The organism is Streptomyces sp. SCL15-4 (assembly GCF_033366695.1).
Taxonomy (GTDB): domain Bacteria; phylum Actinomycetota; class Actinomycetes; order Streptomycetales; family Streptomycetaceae; genus Streptomyces.
Map to the genome: position 1 here is coordinate 1 of NZ_JAOBTQ010000002.1, position 14,814 is coordinate 14,814.

Sequence of the window (14,814 nt, forward strand, 5' to 3'; positions counted from 1 at the left end):
TGGGAAGGCGTCCCCGAGGGGACCGGCGGACGAGCCGGTCCCCGGTGTCCCGGGCATGGGTCGGCCCCTGCTCGGGACGATCGAGCAGGGGCCGCGGGAAAGTGGGAAGGTGCCTAGTCAGGGGCCGTTTCGGTGGGCTGTCGGTCCCACAGATGGACCGTGGCGCCGGTCCGGAGCGGCGCCCCCTCGGGGCCCTTCACGTGGCCGGAGACGATCCGGTCCTCGTGCGTGCATCCGCCCTCGGCGTGCGCGCGGGGGTCCATGCACGTTGACCGGCGGTAGGGGCGTACGGGCCACCGGCAGGACCACTGAGGCTCACGGCGCCCGGTGCTGGCCTGCGCGTCGTCCTGCGCTGCCTGCGGGGTCGGACGGTGCGCGGAGTGGACGCGGACGACGCGGACGGCGGACGAGCCGGTGACGCCCTGGCGGCGGTCGCGCTTGGCTCCGGCCCGGGCCCGGGGGATCTCGTCGACTTCGGCCCACCGGTTCTTCCCCTGCTGGGCCATGAGCTGCCACGCGGTGTAGAGGACGTGCGCCCACCGGTCGGTGGTGTCCGGCACGGGCGTGTCGAACGGGGCGCCCTCCCGGAGCAACATCTCGTTGTCCCACCCGAGGGGCGGCCCCTGCGCCTCCCGCAGGCCATCGATCATCCCGGCCGTCATCACCATGCCGTCCCGCATGGTCCCGATCACGGTCTCGGGCGGCAGGCCGGAGAACAGTCCCCGAGGGCTGTAGAAGGTGATCCACACCCCCGACCAGTCGGCCGGGACGGTGCCGGCCGATCCGGCGCCCCGGTACAGCCAACGAACCTCGCCCTGATCGAGGGTGACCTCCCTGGGGGTCCACACCGACCAAGAGGCGGCCACGATCGGCGTAGTGATCTGCGCGGAGGCTCCGGGAGTTCCGAAGGGCGTGTTGGCCAGGGCGGCGCCGGCGTCCTCGGTGTATCCGCCGATCGGTTCCCCGAACACGATGAATCCGGACTCCGAGGGGAGGCGGGAGAGCGTCACCGGCTCGGTGGGCGGGGTGTGCGCTGCGGCCAGGGCGAGCGCGGTCATGTCCGGGGTGGCGTAGTACAGCTCTGCTGTCTCCAGCCGGCGCCGCTCGCAGGCCGTGAGCAGTAGGGCCCCCACGGACCCTTGGGACGCTCCGATCCCGGGGACCGTGGGAACGATCGTGGAACGGCCCGCGCGCAGTGCCTCCCGCATCGTGACCTTCGTGGAATCGGCGTCGAGATGTTCGAGCAACTCCGCGCGCCACTCCGGGAGCTGCTGGGGATCGGGCGGGGTCCATCGCATACGGGAGTCATCGCTCACGCGGCAGACCATACAAGCGGGGTACGACACCTGACGTTTCCGCAGGTCAGGGTGCCATTATGTGGCCGTATCGGCTCCGATACCCGAGGGGAACGGGGTTGATACCGCAGGGGAAATGCGGACGTTTCCGCAGGTCAGGGCGGCATTACGTGCAGGAAAGGGCGTGCGGCTCGGATGCTGGGAGGCGGCCGTTTCCCGTTTCCGCAGGTCGCGGCCCCAATACGTGCGGGAAAGGGGCGCGGTTCCCTGGGGAAACGGGCCGATACCCGTGGGAATCCTTCGGGGTCTCTTCCCTGGGGGAACCATCTGCGGGTCGGTCCCGGCCGGGACGAGCAGGGCCTCCCCGAGGGGCCGCCGTACGTCAACCTGTTGACGTACGGCGGCCCGTGATGACGTACCGGGCTACCGCGGCCGGGACCGAGGGCGCCCTCGGGGACGAGTGGGCCCCTGCTCTCGGGGGAGTGAGCAGGGGCCGCGGGGGTGCCGGAGACGCTACTCCGGCCGGTGCCGGTCGGCCGTGACAACGCGCTGTTTTCGCGGACGACCCGCGGTCGTTCCCGGTTTGCTGGTTGCTGGCGCGGTGCCGTTCCTGCGTGTGCGCACACGCGGTATTTCCGGTGCGCGTGCTGGTCTGGCGCGGTGCGCGGAAAACTCGACTACCGGAGCGGGTAAATCGTCGCAGTGATGTACTGCGCGCGGTCCGCGGTCGCGGCCAGGGGACGAGCGTGCGCAGGGCAGGCGTAGGCGTCGACTTCGGTCACGTCCCGCCGGAAACGCACGGCGTGCGTCGCCGTGCCCGGGCACCGTTGCCGCTCGCTCGTCTGCCCGGTGTCCAGTGCTTCGCAGCGTCCCGGCGGCTGGTTGTACCAGACGAGCAGGGAGGTACCGAGGGACCGGACGATCTGGCCCACGGTGTCCCGCCGCCGTTGCTCGCGCTCCGGGAGCGTCTGGGGGTCGATCGGCTGCACGGCGGCCCCGGCCGCGGCGGTCGGCGGGCTCGGCAGCACTGCCGGCGGATTGGGGACGAGCGGACGAGCAGGGCGGGGAGCAGCTGCTCGACGCGCGGGCGCGGGCATGGCGGCGGGCCGTCCCCCGAGGGCGGCCAGAAGGCCGGCCAGTCCGCCGCGGGCACTGCCGGGCGGGAGTGCCCGGGTGAGTTCGTCGCGGCCCCCGTTGCGCATCCATGCGGCCAGGGAGGGGCGCTCCGGCTCGTCCGGCTCCGGCTCGTCGTCGGGGTCGTCGTCCGGCTCCCACACGGGCGCAGGGCGCACCCTGGCGGCTCGGGGAGGGGGCGGCGGCGGGAGGTAGCCCTCGGGGGACGGGCCGGTGTTCCCGGGGGTCCGGTAGGGCACGCGCTGCCCGGTCCCGCAGTCAGGGCACCGGACGGTCATCCGGTCCCGGGCCCGGGACTGCCACGTGTGGCCGCAGCGGCACTCCACCCACACGGCGGGCCGGGAGGCGACGCTCACGGCCCGGGAGGCGGCCCCGGACAGTTCCGGGGTCACCGGCCCTTCCCACTCCTGTTCCACCCGCACGTGCCGGGACGTCCGGCAGTGAGGGCAACGGGTGTTCCCGCCGCGGACGGTGGTCCGGTACGGCTCTGCACATGAGCGGCACACGATTTGCACGGGGACGGTTCGCACGTTCCCCCCTTCCTGCTGGTTCCTGGCGCGGTCTCACTTCCGATGGTCGCACGCGGCACTGACGAAAGATTGGGAAAGGCGAACGGCCCCGGTCCGGTTGGACCGAGGGCCGTTCGGGGCGGAGGGGTTGACCAAGAGGCGTTCCGGGTCACGGTCAGCTCAGGGGCGTTGACCACTTCAACACCGTGGACCCGTGGCAGACCTTCACCGCAACTTCGACGATCCGGCCGTCCGTGAGGAACACCGTTCGCACCACCTGCGTCACGATCACGGACCCGGTGAGGCCTAGAGCCTCTTTCTCCGGCTCCGTGGCGTGCCGGGAGGTCACCTCTTCCAACACCCGGTCCTGACCGACTCCGAGGCGTTCGGCGGCCAGCTCCCGGGAGGCTCCGGTCGAAACGGGCTGGGTCAGTTCGGGGGTGGCTTCCACCACGAACGCCGCGTAGTACGACGACGACAGGTGGACGGGCGCCCCGTCCCGGCTCACGATCCGGCGCCGGACGTGCACGGGCGTGCCCGGCTCGACTTCCAGCCGTGCGGCAACGGTCTCGTCTGCACCGACCGTGCCGACTTCCAGAATCCGGGAGGTCTCCCCGCTGGCGAGTGCCCGGCCGGTGGCCGCGTGGTTACGGACCCGGGCCGCGATGTTGTCGCTCGCCGGCCGCGCGACCACGGTGCCCGTGCCGGTGCTGGCGCGCGTCAGTCCTTCTGCCTTGAGCACCTTGTATGCCCTGCTCGCGGTCGCGCTGGACACGTGCCAGGTCTCCATCACTTCCCGGATCGGCGGCATCCGGTCCCCGGGGTTCATCGCCCCGCTACGGATCAGGCCGCGGAAGTGCTCCGCAATGTCCGCGTACCCGGTGTTCCCTGCCATGCTCTCACCCTTTCGGCATCGAGTGTCCTACCGTGTCTTGCCTTGCTCTACGTCATGTTCTACATTGCCTGACAGAGCGCAGCAATACAACGGAAGCACATCACTGCCACGGATCGGAGAGCAGCCGGTGAGCACACCGACCAACGCCGCCAGCAGCGGCAAGACGATGAACGACTCGGCGAAGTTCGGGGCGTCCTTCGCTCCCTCCTTCACGCTGAACCTCTCGCAGAGCAAGACCAACAACAACGGCGGCGGCGGGGGTGCCGGCGGCGGCGCGGTCCCCGCACAGGGCGGCCGGGGCGGTCACCCGGAGAGCCTGCTCCCGCCGCCGGAGTTCACCTCCCCCGCGGACGTGCGCAACTACTGCAACCACCTGCGGGCCGTCATGGTGACGCTCAGCTTCGAAGTGGCCATGGGCGCGGAGATCCTCAAGGGCGTGCTCGGCACGGTCCCGGACCCCGAGGGCCGTATCGGCGGCTCGAAGGCCCGCGCGTGGCGCGTCTCCCGGAAGCTCGCGAAGTCCGCGGACGCGGCCGCCGCCGCCGCGAAGAACGCCGCCGCCACGTACGCCGCTTTCCAGCAGGCGTACGAGGAGGAGATCAACCGAGTCAAGCACCGTGCGCGGCGCCCCCAGGGTCCGCGCATGGACTGGGCGCAGCAGTAAAGGGGTCAGGGCCATGGGTGAGAAGGACATCGAGCAGCAGCACGAAGAACAGCTCAAGGGCGCGTCCAAGCCGTCCGCGGTCGGCGCCTACCTCCTGCACCGTGCCAAGCCGCATCTGCCGCCGTGGATCGGCACGGCCGGTGTCGGTCTGGCGGGGTCCGGCGCACATCTGATGTGGGCGGACTCGGCATGGGCCGGGGTCGGCCTGACCCTCTCGTCCGTGGCCCTGACCGCGGCCACGTGGTGGGCGGGCCGCGGGACGAGCGCGCAGCGTCGGCTGCACTCCGCGATCACGGTTGCGGCCGGGTCGCTCTGGTTCACCGGGGCGGCCCTGTCCGGGCCGCTCGCGGGCCCGCTCCCGGACCTGTACCTGATGGGCGGAGCCGTGACGGCCCTGTCGTGGAACGTGCGCATGGTCATGCGCCGCAACCCCGACGCGGTCACCACGGGCGAGTCCTCGGACAAGGGCCTGCTGGAGAAGGTGGGTCTGGCCCGTACGAAGCTGGGCGCGGTCAAGGTCGAACCGAACAAGGTCACCGCGCCCTACGCGCTCCCGGCGGGGGAGGCCACCAACGACGACGTGTCGCGGAGCCTGCCGCGTATCGCGTCCGCGCTGGACGTGCCGACCACGGCCGTGCGCTACCGGCCCGACCCCGAGTCGGCGCGCAAGGGCGAGTTGGTCATCGTCCCGAACGACATGCTGAAAGAGATCATCTGGTACCCCGGGCCGTCGGCTCCGGGCGGCTCGGTCGCGGAGCCGCTCGTCATCGGGGTGTACGACGACGGCCGGGAGCTGCGCCTCACGCTCCCCCAGGCGATCCATCTGCTCGTCATGGGCGTGACCGGCTCCGGCAAGACCGAGGCGGCCATGGACGTCATGGTGGAGATCCTGACCCGCCGGGACGTCGTGGTGTGGCTGTCCGACCCGAAGCGCGGCCAGGACCTCGGGGAGGCGTTCGGCGCGTGCGACTGGGTCGTCACGACGCAGGACGGCGCCGCCGTGATGATCGAAGCGTTCAAGGCCGTGATTCCGGCCCGTCAGCTCTGGCTGGGCCAGCACGGCTACCGGTCGTGGGAGCCTGCCGCCGCGGTCCGCCAGGACGACCCCGCGCACACCTGCCGCGAGGACGGCGCGGCGTGCGGGTGCCCCGGCATGGCCTACCTGGTCGGCTGGTTCGAGGAGGCGGCCAACACGCTGCGGGCCGTGGACGACGACGCGTTCACCGGCATCGCGCAGGAAGCGAGGAGCGCCGGCGCCTCCCTGGTCGTCTCGATGCAGCGCGCGTCCGGCTACCAGATCAGCACCGACACCCGCGCGTCCCTGCCGTCCGCGCTCTGCCTCGGGGTGGACGAGCGGGACGCCGGTTTCGCCCTCCCCTCCGATGTGTTGGAGGCGGGCGCCAACCCGGGCGCCTGGGGGAACAAGCGGCCCGGCTACTGCTACCTGGTCAGCGCGGGCGTGGACGAGGAACTGTGGTCCACCCCCTCCCGGACGTTCCGCAACGACCCCGTAGCGCTGGAGTGGGCGGTTCGGGAGTTCGCCGCGGTGCGGATGCCGGTGGACGACGTGACCGCCACGGCGGCGGCCTCGGTCGCCGGACAGCTCTACACCGACCGCCAGAGCCCGGCCGCGGGCACCGCCACCGAGGGCGGCCCGCAGCGTGCCGCCAGGACGGAAGACAACGACGTGACGACCGACACCGAACCGCTGGTTGACCCCGAGGACGAGGGAATCGACCCCGAGGCCGAACTCCCCGAGGCGAGCGACGCACCGATGTTCGGCGCCCCGGCCGGGGACGAGCCGCACGACCCGCGGGAGGCCATCGAGGACATCCTCCGGGAGTTCGAGCAGGCGGGCCGCATGGTCGTCCAGACGAAGGACTTCATGGAGCACTGTGACCGGCACGGCCGGTCCCGGGCGTGGGTCTCCGGACAGCTCGGACGCCTCGGCCGGGAGGGGCGGCTCGTCCCCACGGGAGGCCACAAATACCGGATCGTCCCGGCCCTGACGTCAGCCTGACGGCCTGACACCTGACACCTAATCCCCAGGTAGACGCGGTGTCAGAGCGGCAGACACCCGCTCTGACACCGCCTGACACCGGGCCCTGACAGCGGGCCCTGACACCCACGAAGGAGCACCCCGTGAGCAGCAGCAACGAGCATCGCACACCGGGCCGGGAGGTCACGCCGGACGACGTGACGCACTTCCTGATCCCCGACTCCCCCGCCGCCCTGGCCACCCCGCCGGCGGCCCCCGCCGCCCCCGAGGCGCCCGCCATGCCGACCACGGCCGAACTCCTGGCCGCGTGGCAGCAGCAGCAGACCGCCGCCGCCCTCGTGCAGTCCGGCGCCCTGCTCCCCCAGTCCGCCGCCCTGGCCGCGGCCGACACGGACCCGGTCGTCCCCCGGTGGGTCTGGCGCGCGTCGGCCGTGACCGCCGCCGTGTCGGCCATGGCGGGCGTGATCGGGTTCGTCGTGTGGGGTGTGTCGCTCGCCCTGACCGCCGCCGTGTCGGCCGTGTCGGCGGCGGCCCCCTACCTCAGCGGCGCGGTCGCCCTGGCACTCGCCCTGGCACTCGCGTGCCGCAAGCGGCCCGGAGCCGACACACTCACGGTCAAAGTCGTTCAGAGCGTCGTCGTACAGAGCAAGCGGAAGTGAGCACCGACATGAAGAAGATCAGCACCCGTGCCGTCCTGGTGACCGGCGCGGCGATCGTCGCAACCGTCGCAATGGCTGCGTCGGCCGACACACTCGCCACCCTCGGCGGCGCGGTCGGATGGGGCCGCGAGATGAAGTGGTCCCTCCCCGTGTCGGTGGACGTCCTCGCCCTCGTGTCGGGTCTGGTCTGGCTCACCGCCGGACTGCCCGAAGCGGCACGCAAGCTCGGATGCTGGCTCACCCTCGTGACGGTCGGCGGCTCGATGGTCCTCAACGCCATCGGCCATCTCGTGTCGACCGACCACATCGTCGTGGGTCCGCCCCTGGTCATCGCCGTGTCGGCCGTGCCGCCCCTGGCCGCCGCCCTGGCCGTCCACCTGGCCGCCATGACGGCACAGGGCGGACGCGGACCCAAGACCGACACGGCGCCCGTGCCGCCGCGCGCCGTTGCCGACACTGCCCCGGTCGCCAACGACACGGCGCCCGTGCCGGTTCGGGTCGGCGCCGACACGGCAACCGACACGGACGACGCGACCGACACGGCCCGGACGGAAACCGACACGCTCACGCTCGCGGCCGACACGGCACCGGAGGAAACCGGCGCGCTCCCCGTGCCGGTTCACGCTCCGGCCGACACGGAGCCGGACCCGTGGACGACTGACGACACGTACGCCGACACGGACGACAACCCCACCGACACGGACCCGCACGCGGCCCGCCCGCTCGTCATGCCGGAGACCGGCGGACGACTCACGGACGCTGAACTGGACGCCGTGGTCGTCCTGCTCATCCGCGAGACCGACCCGCCCCGCTCCTACCGCCAGATGGAAGACCGGTTCCGGGAGCTGGGCTACAGCGCTTCCGCCGCTCGTCTCCGGGCCGCGTGGGGACGCGTGGCCGCCCCCGTCAACTGACCCCGAGGGAGGGGCCGTGTCCGAACAGCAGCAGATGACCCGGGACCGGGCGCTGGAGATCGTGCGCGACTGCTACACCACCGGCCAACCCCAGTCCACGGCCGTGACCCTGACCGGCTACTCCCGGTCGTGGGTGGCCACGGAGTACCGGCGCCTGAAGGCGCGCGGGATTTCCCCCGTGGCCGGCCAACTGGACCTGTTCGACCTGACCGGCTGATCGCGTTCGGGTCCGGCCCCCCACCCGGGCCCGTTCGTGGCCGTCCGGCCAACCCCTCACCCCCCTTGAATTCAGCAGATCCCCCGGCATAGTCGGCGGGGAGTCGCCGGAAACGGCGGCTCGTCGCACGGGCCGGGCCCACAGAACGGAAGACGACATGAGCAGCAGCAACGGAACCCCGATCACCCTCGTGGGCAACCTGACCGATGACCCGGAACTCCGCTTCACCCCCTCGGGGGCCGCCGTGGCGAAGTTCTCCGTAGCGGTCAACCGCCGCCAGTACGACGCACAGTCCGGGGAGTGGAAGGACGCCGGCACCGACTTCCACCGGGTCTCGGCATGGCGGTCCCTGGCGGAGAACGTGGCCGCCACCCTGGCCAAGGGAATGCGCGTCGTCGTCGTGGGGGACCTGCGACAGCGGACGTGGACGGACGAGAAGACGAGCGAGAAGCGGTCCGCGTGGGAGGTGGACGCCTCCGCGGTCGGCCCCGATCTGGCGTTCGCCACCGCCACCGTGACCAAGACGACCCGCACGAGCGGGTCCGCCCCCGGTGACGAGACGTGGGAGACCGCGAGCCGCACCCGTCCCGCCGCCGCCCCGTCCGGCCGGTGACCGCCGTGGGGGGCCGGCCCGAAGTGCTGGACCTGTTCTGCTGCGCGGGAGGGGCCGGAGTCGGGTACGCGCGCGCAGGGTTCGCGGTGACCGGGGTGGACCTGGTGGACCGCCCCCGCTACCCGCACCGGTTCGTGCGCGCCGACGCGCTGGAGTACCTGGCCGCCCTGATCGCCTCGGGGGAGATCCGGCGGTTCGCGTTCGTCCACTCCTCCCCGCCGTGCCAGGCCGGATGCGCGCTCACGGTCGGCACGAACGCCTCCCGAGGGTGGGGCCGCGAACACGTGCAGCTCATCCCCGCCCTGCGGGAGTTGCTGGACGCCACCGGCCTCCCGTACGTCATCGAGCAGCCGGACGGGGCCGCCCCGGTCCGTAAGGATCTGCGGCTGTGCGGCGAGATGTTCGGGCTCGGGGTGCTGAGGCACCGCAACTTCGAAGTGTCGGGGTGGACGTTCCTCGCTCCGCCGCACGTCCCCCACCGGGGCCGGGTGCGCGGGTACCGGCACGGGGTCTGGCACGAGGGGCCCTACGTCGCCGCGTACGGCAAGGGCGGGGGGAAGGCCACCGTGCCGGAGATGCAAGCCGCCATGGGCATCGACTGGACGGACGTGCGCGAGGAACTGACCGAGGCGATACCGCCGGCCTACACCGAGTGGATCGGCTCCGCGTTCCTCGAGGTATCCGGTCTGGCGGTCGCGGCGTGACCGCACGCCGATACGTTCCGGTATCGGGGGCCCTCCCCGTACGGTGACCGCGCGGACGTCCGGCGGCCCGGTGCCCTCCCAACAGGGAGAAAACCGGGCCGCCTTCCGTACCCGGTTCGCCCCGACGCGCGGGATCTTTCCCCTGTTCGGTAGTGGCGTACGGGTACTGACGGGGCGTAGGATTCGGGGACGAATCATGAAAGGAGTTGCGACGTGACCGCTACAGCGACCAAGCCGACCGGCACCGACGCGGCCCCTGCCGTCCCCGCGAACTGGCGGGTGACCCCGCAGGGCACCGTGCGCGTCTCCGACGTGGCCCGTACCACCGGCGACTACGAAGCCATCAACTACACCGTGCGCCGGTACGGCGTCGTCGTCGCGCAGCACGGCCAGGGCCGGAGCCGCTACATCCCGGTATCCGAGGCCCTGCTCCTGGTGGCCGCCGCCGCCCTGGCCGTGGCCGCCGGAGTCGCTCTGGCGCAGATGTACCGCGCGATCAAGGCGAGCGGCGCGCAGGTCGGTCCCGACTCCCTCACGATTCCGCTCCCCCTCGGAGCCTGACCCATGACCATGACGACGTCCCCGAAGGAGGTGAGCACCGTGGGAGACCGCACTGACGCCGTGTTGGACCTGTTCCTGAACATGACGGAGGAGGAGTTCCTGATCCTGTGGAAGTGGGGCGGATACCGCGGTGTCCCCCCGCGGGATGTTGACCGCCGGATCGTCGCCATGGTCAAGGGCATGACTCCCCAGGCTCGGCGGGACGTCGGCCGCGCGTTCGTGCGCGCGTTCGCCGCGCTCCCGCCGCAGATTCGGGCCGCCCTGGCGGCCCTTCTGCTCGTCCTCGTGGGTCGGCCGGCCGGGATACCGCTCCCCGCCGCGGCCCCTCGTGCGCTGTCCCCTCAAAGGAGGTGGCACCGACTCACTCCGGCCCGCGCTCCGTGACCATCCGACCCCGCCTGACCGGCGGGGGTCACGACCGCAGGCCTCTACCCCCAGGAATGCCGAAAGCCCCGAGATCCGACTCCCGAGGCTTGGCATCAATCCCTTTGCGAGGAATGAAGTGCAGGACAAGAGTACCCAGTCAGCACCCGAACTGACCACAGATCCCCGTGTGACCCCCGTCGGGGGTACCGGCCGGGTGACCACGGTCACCGACGGGACGACCGCTTACCTGATCTGCCGGACCGTGCGCGGTCGCGGCGGGTGGGGCGTGCACTGCGCCGCGGGTGAACTCATCACCTCCGGATGGCCGACCCTCACCCGGGCCCGCGCGTACGCCGATCGCCTGCTCTCCCGGAAGGCGGGGGCGGCCGAATGACCGAGACGACCCCGACCGCCGGGCCGCGGGCCCCCCGCCCTCGGACCGAGCGGCCCCTCCGTGTGGTCACCGGCTCCGACGGGGCCCGGGAAGAGATCATCACGGAACGGATCGCGGACCGGTACGAGGCAGACGAGAACGGGCACTACCGCGTGAGCCGCTCCTACGGCGAGAACGCCGCCGGGGACCGGGTCACGAAGGTGTCCCGCAAAGAGATCCTGTCCGCCCGCGCGGAGATCACCGCCGCGTACGCCGACGACACCGGGGAGCCGTACCCGATCGCGGCCACCGAGACGACCGACCGGTCCCGCCCCGTGGTCACGTACTACGACCTGCGGGTCTCCCGGGAGGACGCGGGCCCGGTCGTCGTCGACACGGTCCCGGCCGACGACTTCGACAAGTTGGCGTGGTTGGACCGGCAGGAACTCGCGGAGATCCCGCAGGTTCTCGCGGCCACCGGCCAGACCGCGCGCGGGGACATCGTGACGTCGATCCGCCTCGGGTCCGCCCGGTACCCGACCATCCCCGCGTACTCCCGCCTCGGGTGGCACTGCCGCGACGGCCGGTGGCTGTACGTCCACGGCGGCGGCGCGTGGACCAAGGATGGCGCCCTGGACGTCCCGGTCTACGGCAACGGCCTCGGGGTGTTCACCATGGCGCCCCCGCCCGAGGACGACGCGGCCGGCCGCCGCGCGTTCGATGCGCTGTGGCAGTTGTTCGGGATGACCCCGGACAAGTTCGCCGCGGTCGAAATCGGCGCCGTGTTCCGGGCCGCCATGGGGCGCCCCTCGGGGAGCTGCACGTACTGCGCGGTGAACCGCTCCGGGAAGTCCGGCCACATGGCGTTCCTGACGCAGTGCTGGGCCCCCTCGGTCCGCTGGAACACGCTCCCCTTCAACGCGGGGAAGGCGTTCGCCACTCCGGCCTATGTGGAGTACGTCCACCACACGTTCGGGGACATGTTCGTCGGGTGGGACGACATGGCCCCCACCGGCTCCGCACGCGAGCGCGCCGACTATTTCGACCTGTTCGCCCGGTCCCTGTTCAACGGCTCGTCCAAGGGCCGTATGGGCATCAAGGACGGCAAGATCGTGGCCCGTGACCGGCTCCGGCCCCGCGCGTTCGGCGGTCTGTCTGCCGAGGACGTGACCGCGGTCGAGTCGGCGCAGAACCGAACCCACCTGTTGCAGCTCTCCCGCGGGGAGTTCGACCCGGCCGCGTTCGCGGCGGCCGACGAGAACGGCGGCCCCTCGGACCGCTCCGCGCTCATGTCCGCGTTCGTCATCTGGTGGGCGGCCAAGATGCCGGCGCACGCCTACGTCTCCGAGCTCGAGCACCGGTTCGCCGCGGACCTGACCGCCGCCACCGAGGCGCCCGGCCGCTACGTCGAGTCGTCGGCGGACAAGGCGGCCGGCCTCTTCTGCGGTCTGGAGTTCGCGCTCTCCCGCGGGTGGGTCACGCAGGACCGGGCCCGGGAGCTGTGGGAGCGGGGGTGGGCCGGTCTGTGCGAGTCCCTGCGCGCGCAGGTGGACGCCAACTCCGGCCAGTCCATGGCCGACCGCATCCGGGACGCCATCCTTGACGGACTGGCGGTCGGGGACGTTCACGTCCTGGACGTGCACGGCGGGATGCCCGCGCAGGGGCAGGCCCTCGGGTGGCGCGGGGAGTACGCGCAGGGCGCCGGTATCGGCTGGACGGACGGGACCCGCCTCTACCTCCTCCCGTCCGCCGCCGCCCCGTACGTCATCCAGAAGTCGGCCGACTCCGGCGCCCCCATCGAGATCACGGCCCGCGCCATGGGAGAGGCCCTGGAAACGGCCGGATACATCACCGGGGAAGACGAGAACCGCGGCGGCCGGATCACCCACCGGCACACCGCCTCCCAGTGGATCTCCGTTGCCCGCGCCACGAAGAAGGTGTGGTCCATGCCCGTCCCCGTCGAGACCGACGGCGGCCAGGGCGACGCCACCGAGGACGGCCCCCAGACCCCGCAGGGCCCCGAGGGCGGCCCCCTCGTGTGCCGCGGGTGCGGCAACGCCATGGACGCCGATTTCAACGGGGACGGACTGCACCCCGGGTGCGACGCGCCGGACGAGTGGCCCGCGGGCACCCTCGGAGCCTCCGTGAGCGACCGCCCGGCCCTGGCCGCGGTCCCCGACCCGGTGACCCCCGAGGCGGCCCCCCTGGCGGTCCCTGCGGGCCCCGTGGTCGTGGACGAGCCGGTCCTCCCCGAGCCGGAGCCGGAGCCCGCCGCGGCCCCCGCCCCGAGCCGTCAGGCCTCCCCGAAGGTGCGGCCGGAGCCGACCGTGTGCGCGAGCATCGCGGACCGTGTGGCCGCCGCCCTGGAAAAGGCCGGCGGGGACGTCGACAAGGCAACCGCCGCTCTGATCAAGACCGCGATCCCCGACGGGATGGAGCTGTTGGAGTCGACGCGGGTGTCTGCCCGGTACGACTTCACCGCGCACCCGCCGGAGCCGGAGATCCTGCGCAAGCCGTCCAAGAACGGCGCCAACGACGTGTGGGAGGCCCGTCCGAAGTGGACGAACCCCACGACCCCGGACGGCACTGAGGTGCAGCTCCTGGACGTGAACGCCGCCTACCTCTCCGCGCTGAACACTCACCTCCCGATCGGTGCGTTGCAGCACGCCACGGGCGGGGAGTTCGACCGGCGCCGCTCCGGTCTCTACCGGATCACCCCGCCGGAGTGGACCCGGACCGACCTCCCCAACCCCATCGGGTCCCGGGAGCTGTCCGGGGACCTGTGGGTCACCCGGCCGACCCTGCAACTCCTGTTGGACGCGTCCTCGGAGAAGTACGGGCGCCTGTGCGATGCACCGGTCATCCACGAGTCGTGGACGAGCGGGTCCTCGGAGTCCATCCTCCGCGCCTTCCGGATCATCCTCCGGGACGCGCGCGCGGCGGCCATCGAGTCGGGGGATGACGTCACCCTCGCGTACGTCAAGGCCATGTATTCCAAGTTCATTTCGACGTCCGCGAAAGCCTCCAAGTTCAATCACCTGATCGAGCGCACGGACTGGTCACAGATCATCCGCGCGCAGGCACACGGGAATCTGTGGCGCCGCGCATTCAAGGCACACACCGCCGGTCTGACCGTTCACCGGATCACCGGAACCGACGAATTGCACGTGGCCGGAGACTGGCGCGCGGTATTCGCTGAGGGTCGGGGACTGACCGAGATGAAGACGAAGGGTGCCTATGTCGTCGGCGCCCCGGTCGCAAAGATGGGGGAGTGACGACATGGTAGGCAAAATCACAGGCGAATTCGGAGCGCACGGAAAGCAGGGCGGGGAAGCAATTTCCGACCGGCTCACGGAACTTGCCGGGGGTATCAAGTCGTCCGCCATGAGTGAGCGCGGATTGGAGGCGCGTCTCAAGTACCTCACGAACTCCCCCGCCGGATATCAGGCAATGGAGCGGGCCGGTATCAGCGTCACCCCGCGCACGCTTATCGCGTGGCTGTCCGGGGACCGTGACCCGAACAAGGCAAACCGCGGCCGACTCGATGCCGCATACGCCGACCTGCGGCGCCGCAACGTGGCGAAGAACCTGAAAAACCGGCTCAACAACAACGGGCGCGGAACGCGCGTGGAAGTCCACCCCATCACGCAGGCAGGGGTCACCCCCTCCCGGCAACGGGCCCTGGAAGTCCGCAAGGTCAACATCCGCCCGTCCCAGTGGGACCGGCTCGTCGACCTGTGGGCCGCCGGGGACGTCGACGCGATGAACGACGAGTGGGAGGACATTGCCGAGGACACCCTCGGCTCCGAGTGGGGCGCCTACACCGCCGTTGCGGCCATCGGATTTGGCGCGTAGCAGCTCCCCGAGGGGCCCCCGCGGCAGACTGCCGGCGGGGGCCCCTCGGTCGTCCT

The 14,814-nt window shown here is 71.7% G+C and carries 15 protein-coding genes; 12 read left to right on the forward strand and 3 right to left on the reverse strand.

Translation table 11 applies throughout. The features are described from left to right. Window positions 1–113 precede the first annotated feature (113 nt). The 3 genes from SCK26_RS37795 to SCK26_RS37805 all read right to left on the reverse strand — a co-directional run bounded on the left by SCK26_RS37795 (window position 114) and on the right by SCK26_RS37805 (window position 3,833). Window positions 114–1,316, reverse strand: coding sequence for a hypothetical protein (locus SCK26_RS37795; protein ID WP_318206194.1), 1,203 nt, complete (start codon window positions 1,314–1,316; stop codon window positions 114–116). Between the two features lie 656 nt (window positions 1,317–1,972). Further along, entirely contained in the window at window positions 1,973–2,572 is a 600-nt protein-coding gene (locus SCK26_RS37800; protein WP_318206195.1) for a hypothetical protein, read from the reverse strand. A gap of 541 nt (window positions 2,573–3,113) precedes the next feature. Next, window positions 3,114–3,833, reverse strand: coding sequence for a GntR family transcriptional regulator (locus SCK26_RS37805; RefSeq protein ID WP_318206196.1), 720 nt, complete (start codon window positions 3,831–3,833; stop codon window positions 3,114–3,116). 166 nt (window positions 3,834–3,999) lie between these two features. Between SCK26_RS37805 and traA the strand changes: the two genes are divergently transcribed. From traA to SCK26_RS37865, 12 genes are all read left to right on the forward strand, one after another. Then, window positions 4,000–4,497, forward strand: coding sequence for a plasmid transfer protein TraA (gene traA, locus SCK26_RS37810; RefSeq protein WP_318206208.1), 498 nt, complete (start codon window positions 4,000–4,002; stop codon window positions 4,495–4,497). Window positions 4,498–4,510: 13 nt separating this feature from the next. Continuing rightward, a complete protein-coding gene (traB, locus tag SCK26_RS37815) occupies window positions 4,511–6,517 on the forward strand; it encodes a plasmid transfer protein TraB (RefSeq protein ID WP_318206197.1) in 2,007 nt (668 codons plus the stop codon). Window positions 6,518–6,639: 122 nt separating this feature from the next. Continuing rightward, window positions 6,640–7,155: a hypothetical protein gene (locus tag SCK26_RS37820; RefSeq protein ID WP_318206198.1), complete on the forward strand. Its 516-nt coding sequence runs from the start codon at window positions 6,640–6,642 to the stop codon at window positions 7,153–7,155. After that, a complete protein-coding gene (locus SCK26_RS37825; RefSeq protein ID WP_318206199.1) occupies window positions 7,152–8,069 on the forward strand; it encodes a DUF2637 domain-containing protein in 918 nt (305 codons plus the stop codon). The genes SCK26_RS37820 and SCK26_RS37825 overlap by 4 nt, the downstream gene beginning before the upstream one ends. 16 nt (window positions 8,070–8,085) lie before the next feature. After that, window positions 8,086–8,286 carry a hypothetical protein gene (locus SCK26_RS37830; protein WP_318206200.1) on the forward strand — a complete coding sequence of 67 codons (201 nt, stop codon included), beginning with the start codon at window positions 8,086–8,088 and terminating at the stop codon, window positions 8,284–8,286. Between the two features lie 157 nt (window positions 8,287–8,443). Next, the gene (ssb, locus tag SCK26_RS37835) at window positions 8,444–8,899 is read left to right on the forward strand and encodes a single-stranded DNA-binding protein (protein WP_318206201.1); all 456 of its coding nucleotides are present in this window, start codon (window positions 8,444–8,446) and stop codon (window positions 8,897–8,899) included. Next, entirely contained in the window at window positions 8,896–9,603 is a 708-nt protein-coding gene (locus tag SCK26_RS37840; protein WP_318206202.1) for a DNA methylase, read from the forward strand. Before ssb ends, SCK26_RS37840 begins: the two co-directional genes overlap by 4 nt. Window positions 9,604–9,816: 213 nt before the next feature. Beyond that, the gene (locus tag SCK26_RS37845) at window positions 9,817–10,164 is read left to right on the forward strand and encodes a hypothetical protein (RefSeq protein ID WP_318206203.1); all 348 of its coding nucleotides are present in this window, start codon (window positions 9,817–9,819) and stop codon (window positions 10,162–10,164) included. A gap of 39 nt (window positions 10,165–10,203) precedes the next feature. Further along, on the forward strand, window positions 10,204–10,548 hold the full coding sequence (locus tag SCK26_RS37850) for a hypothetical protein (protein ID WP_318206204.1): 345 nt from the start codon (window positions 10,204–10,206) through the stop codon (window positions 10,546–10,548). Window positions 10,549–10,717: 169 nt separating this feature from the next. Next, on the forward strand, window positions 10,718–10,924 hold the full coding sequence (locus SCK26_RS37855) for a hypothetical protein (protein WP_318206205.1): 207 nt from the start codon (window positions 10,718–10,720) through the stop codon (window positions 10,922–10,924). Next, on the forward strand, window positions 10,921–14,178 hold the full coding sequence (locus tag SCK26_RS37860; protein ID WP_318206206.1) for a hypothetical protein: 3,258 nt from the start codon (window positions 10,921–10,923) through the stop codon (window positions 14,176–14,178). The genes SCK26_RS37855 and SCK26_RS37860 overlap by 4 nt, the downstream gene beginning before the upstream one ends. Before the next feature lie 4 nt (window positions 14,179–14,182). Further along, window positions 14,183–14,758 (forward strand): transcriptional regulator, encoded by a 576-nt coding sequence (locus tag SCK26_RS37865; RefSeq protein WP_318206207.1) that lies wholly within the window; start codon window positions 14,183–14,185, stop codon window positions 14,756–14,758. The last annotated feature ends 56 nt before the right edge of the window (window positions 14,759–14,814 follow it).

Bases quoted from the DNA above. Each gene is read 5' to 3' on its own strand.
- traA (WP_318206208.1), top strand. From the start codon at position 4,000: ATGAACGACTCGGCGAAGTTCGGGGCGTCCTTCGCTCCCTCCTTCACG.
- SCK26_RS37860 (WP_318206206.1), top strand. From the start codon at position 10,921: ATGACCGAGACGACCCCGACCGCCGGGCCGCGGGCCCCCCGCCCTCGG.
- SCK26_RS37865 (WP_318206207.1), top strand. From the start codon at position 14,183: ATGGTAGGCAAAATCACAGGCGAATTCGGAGCGCACGGAAAGCAGGGC.
- SCK26_RS37805 (WP_318206196.1), bottom strand. From the start codon at position 3,833: ATGGCAGGGAACACCGGGTACGCGGACATTGCGGAGCACTTCCGCGGC.
- traB (WP_318206197.1), top strand. From the start codon at position 4,511: ATGGGTGAGAAGGACATCGAGCAGCAGCACGAAGAACAGCTCAAGGGC.
- ssb (WP_318206201.1), top strand. From the start codon at position 8,444: ATGAGCAGCAGCAACGGAACCCCGATCACCCTCGTGGGCAACCTGACC.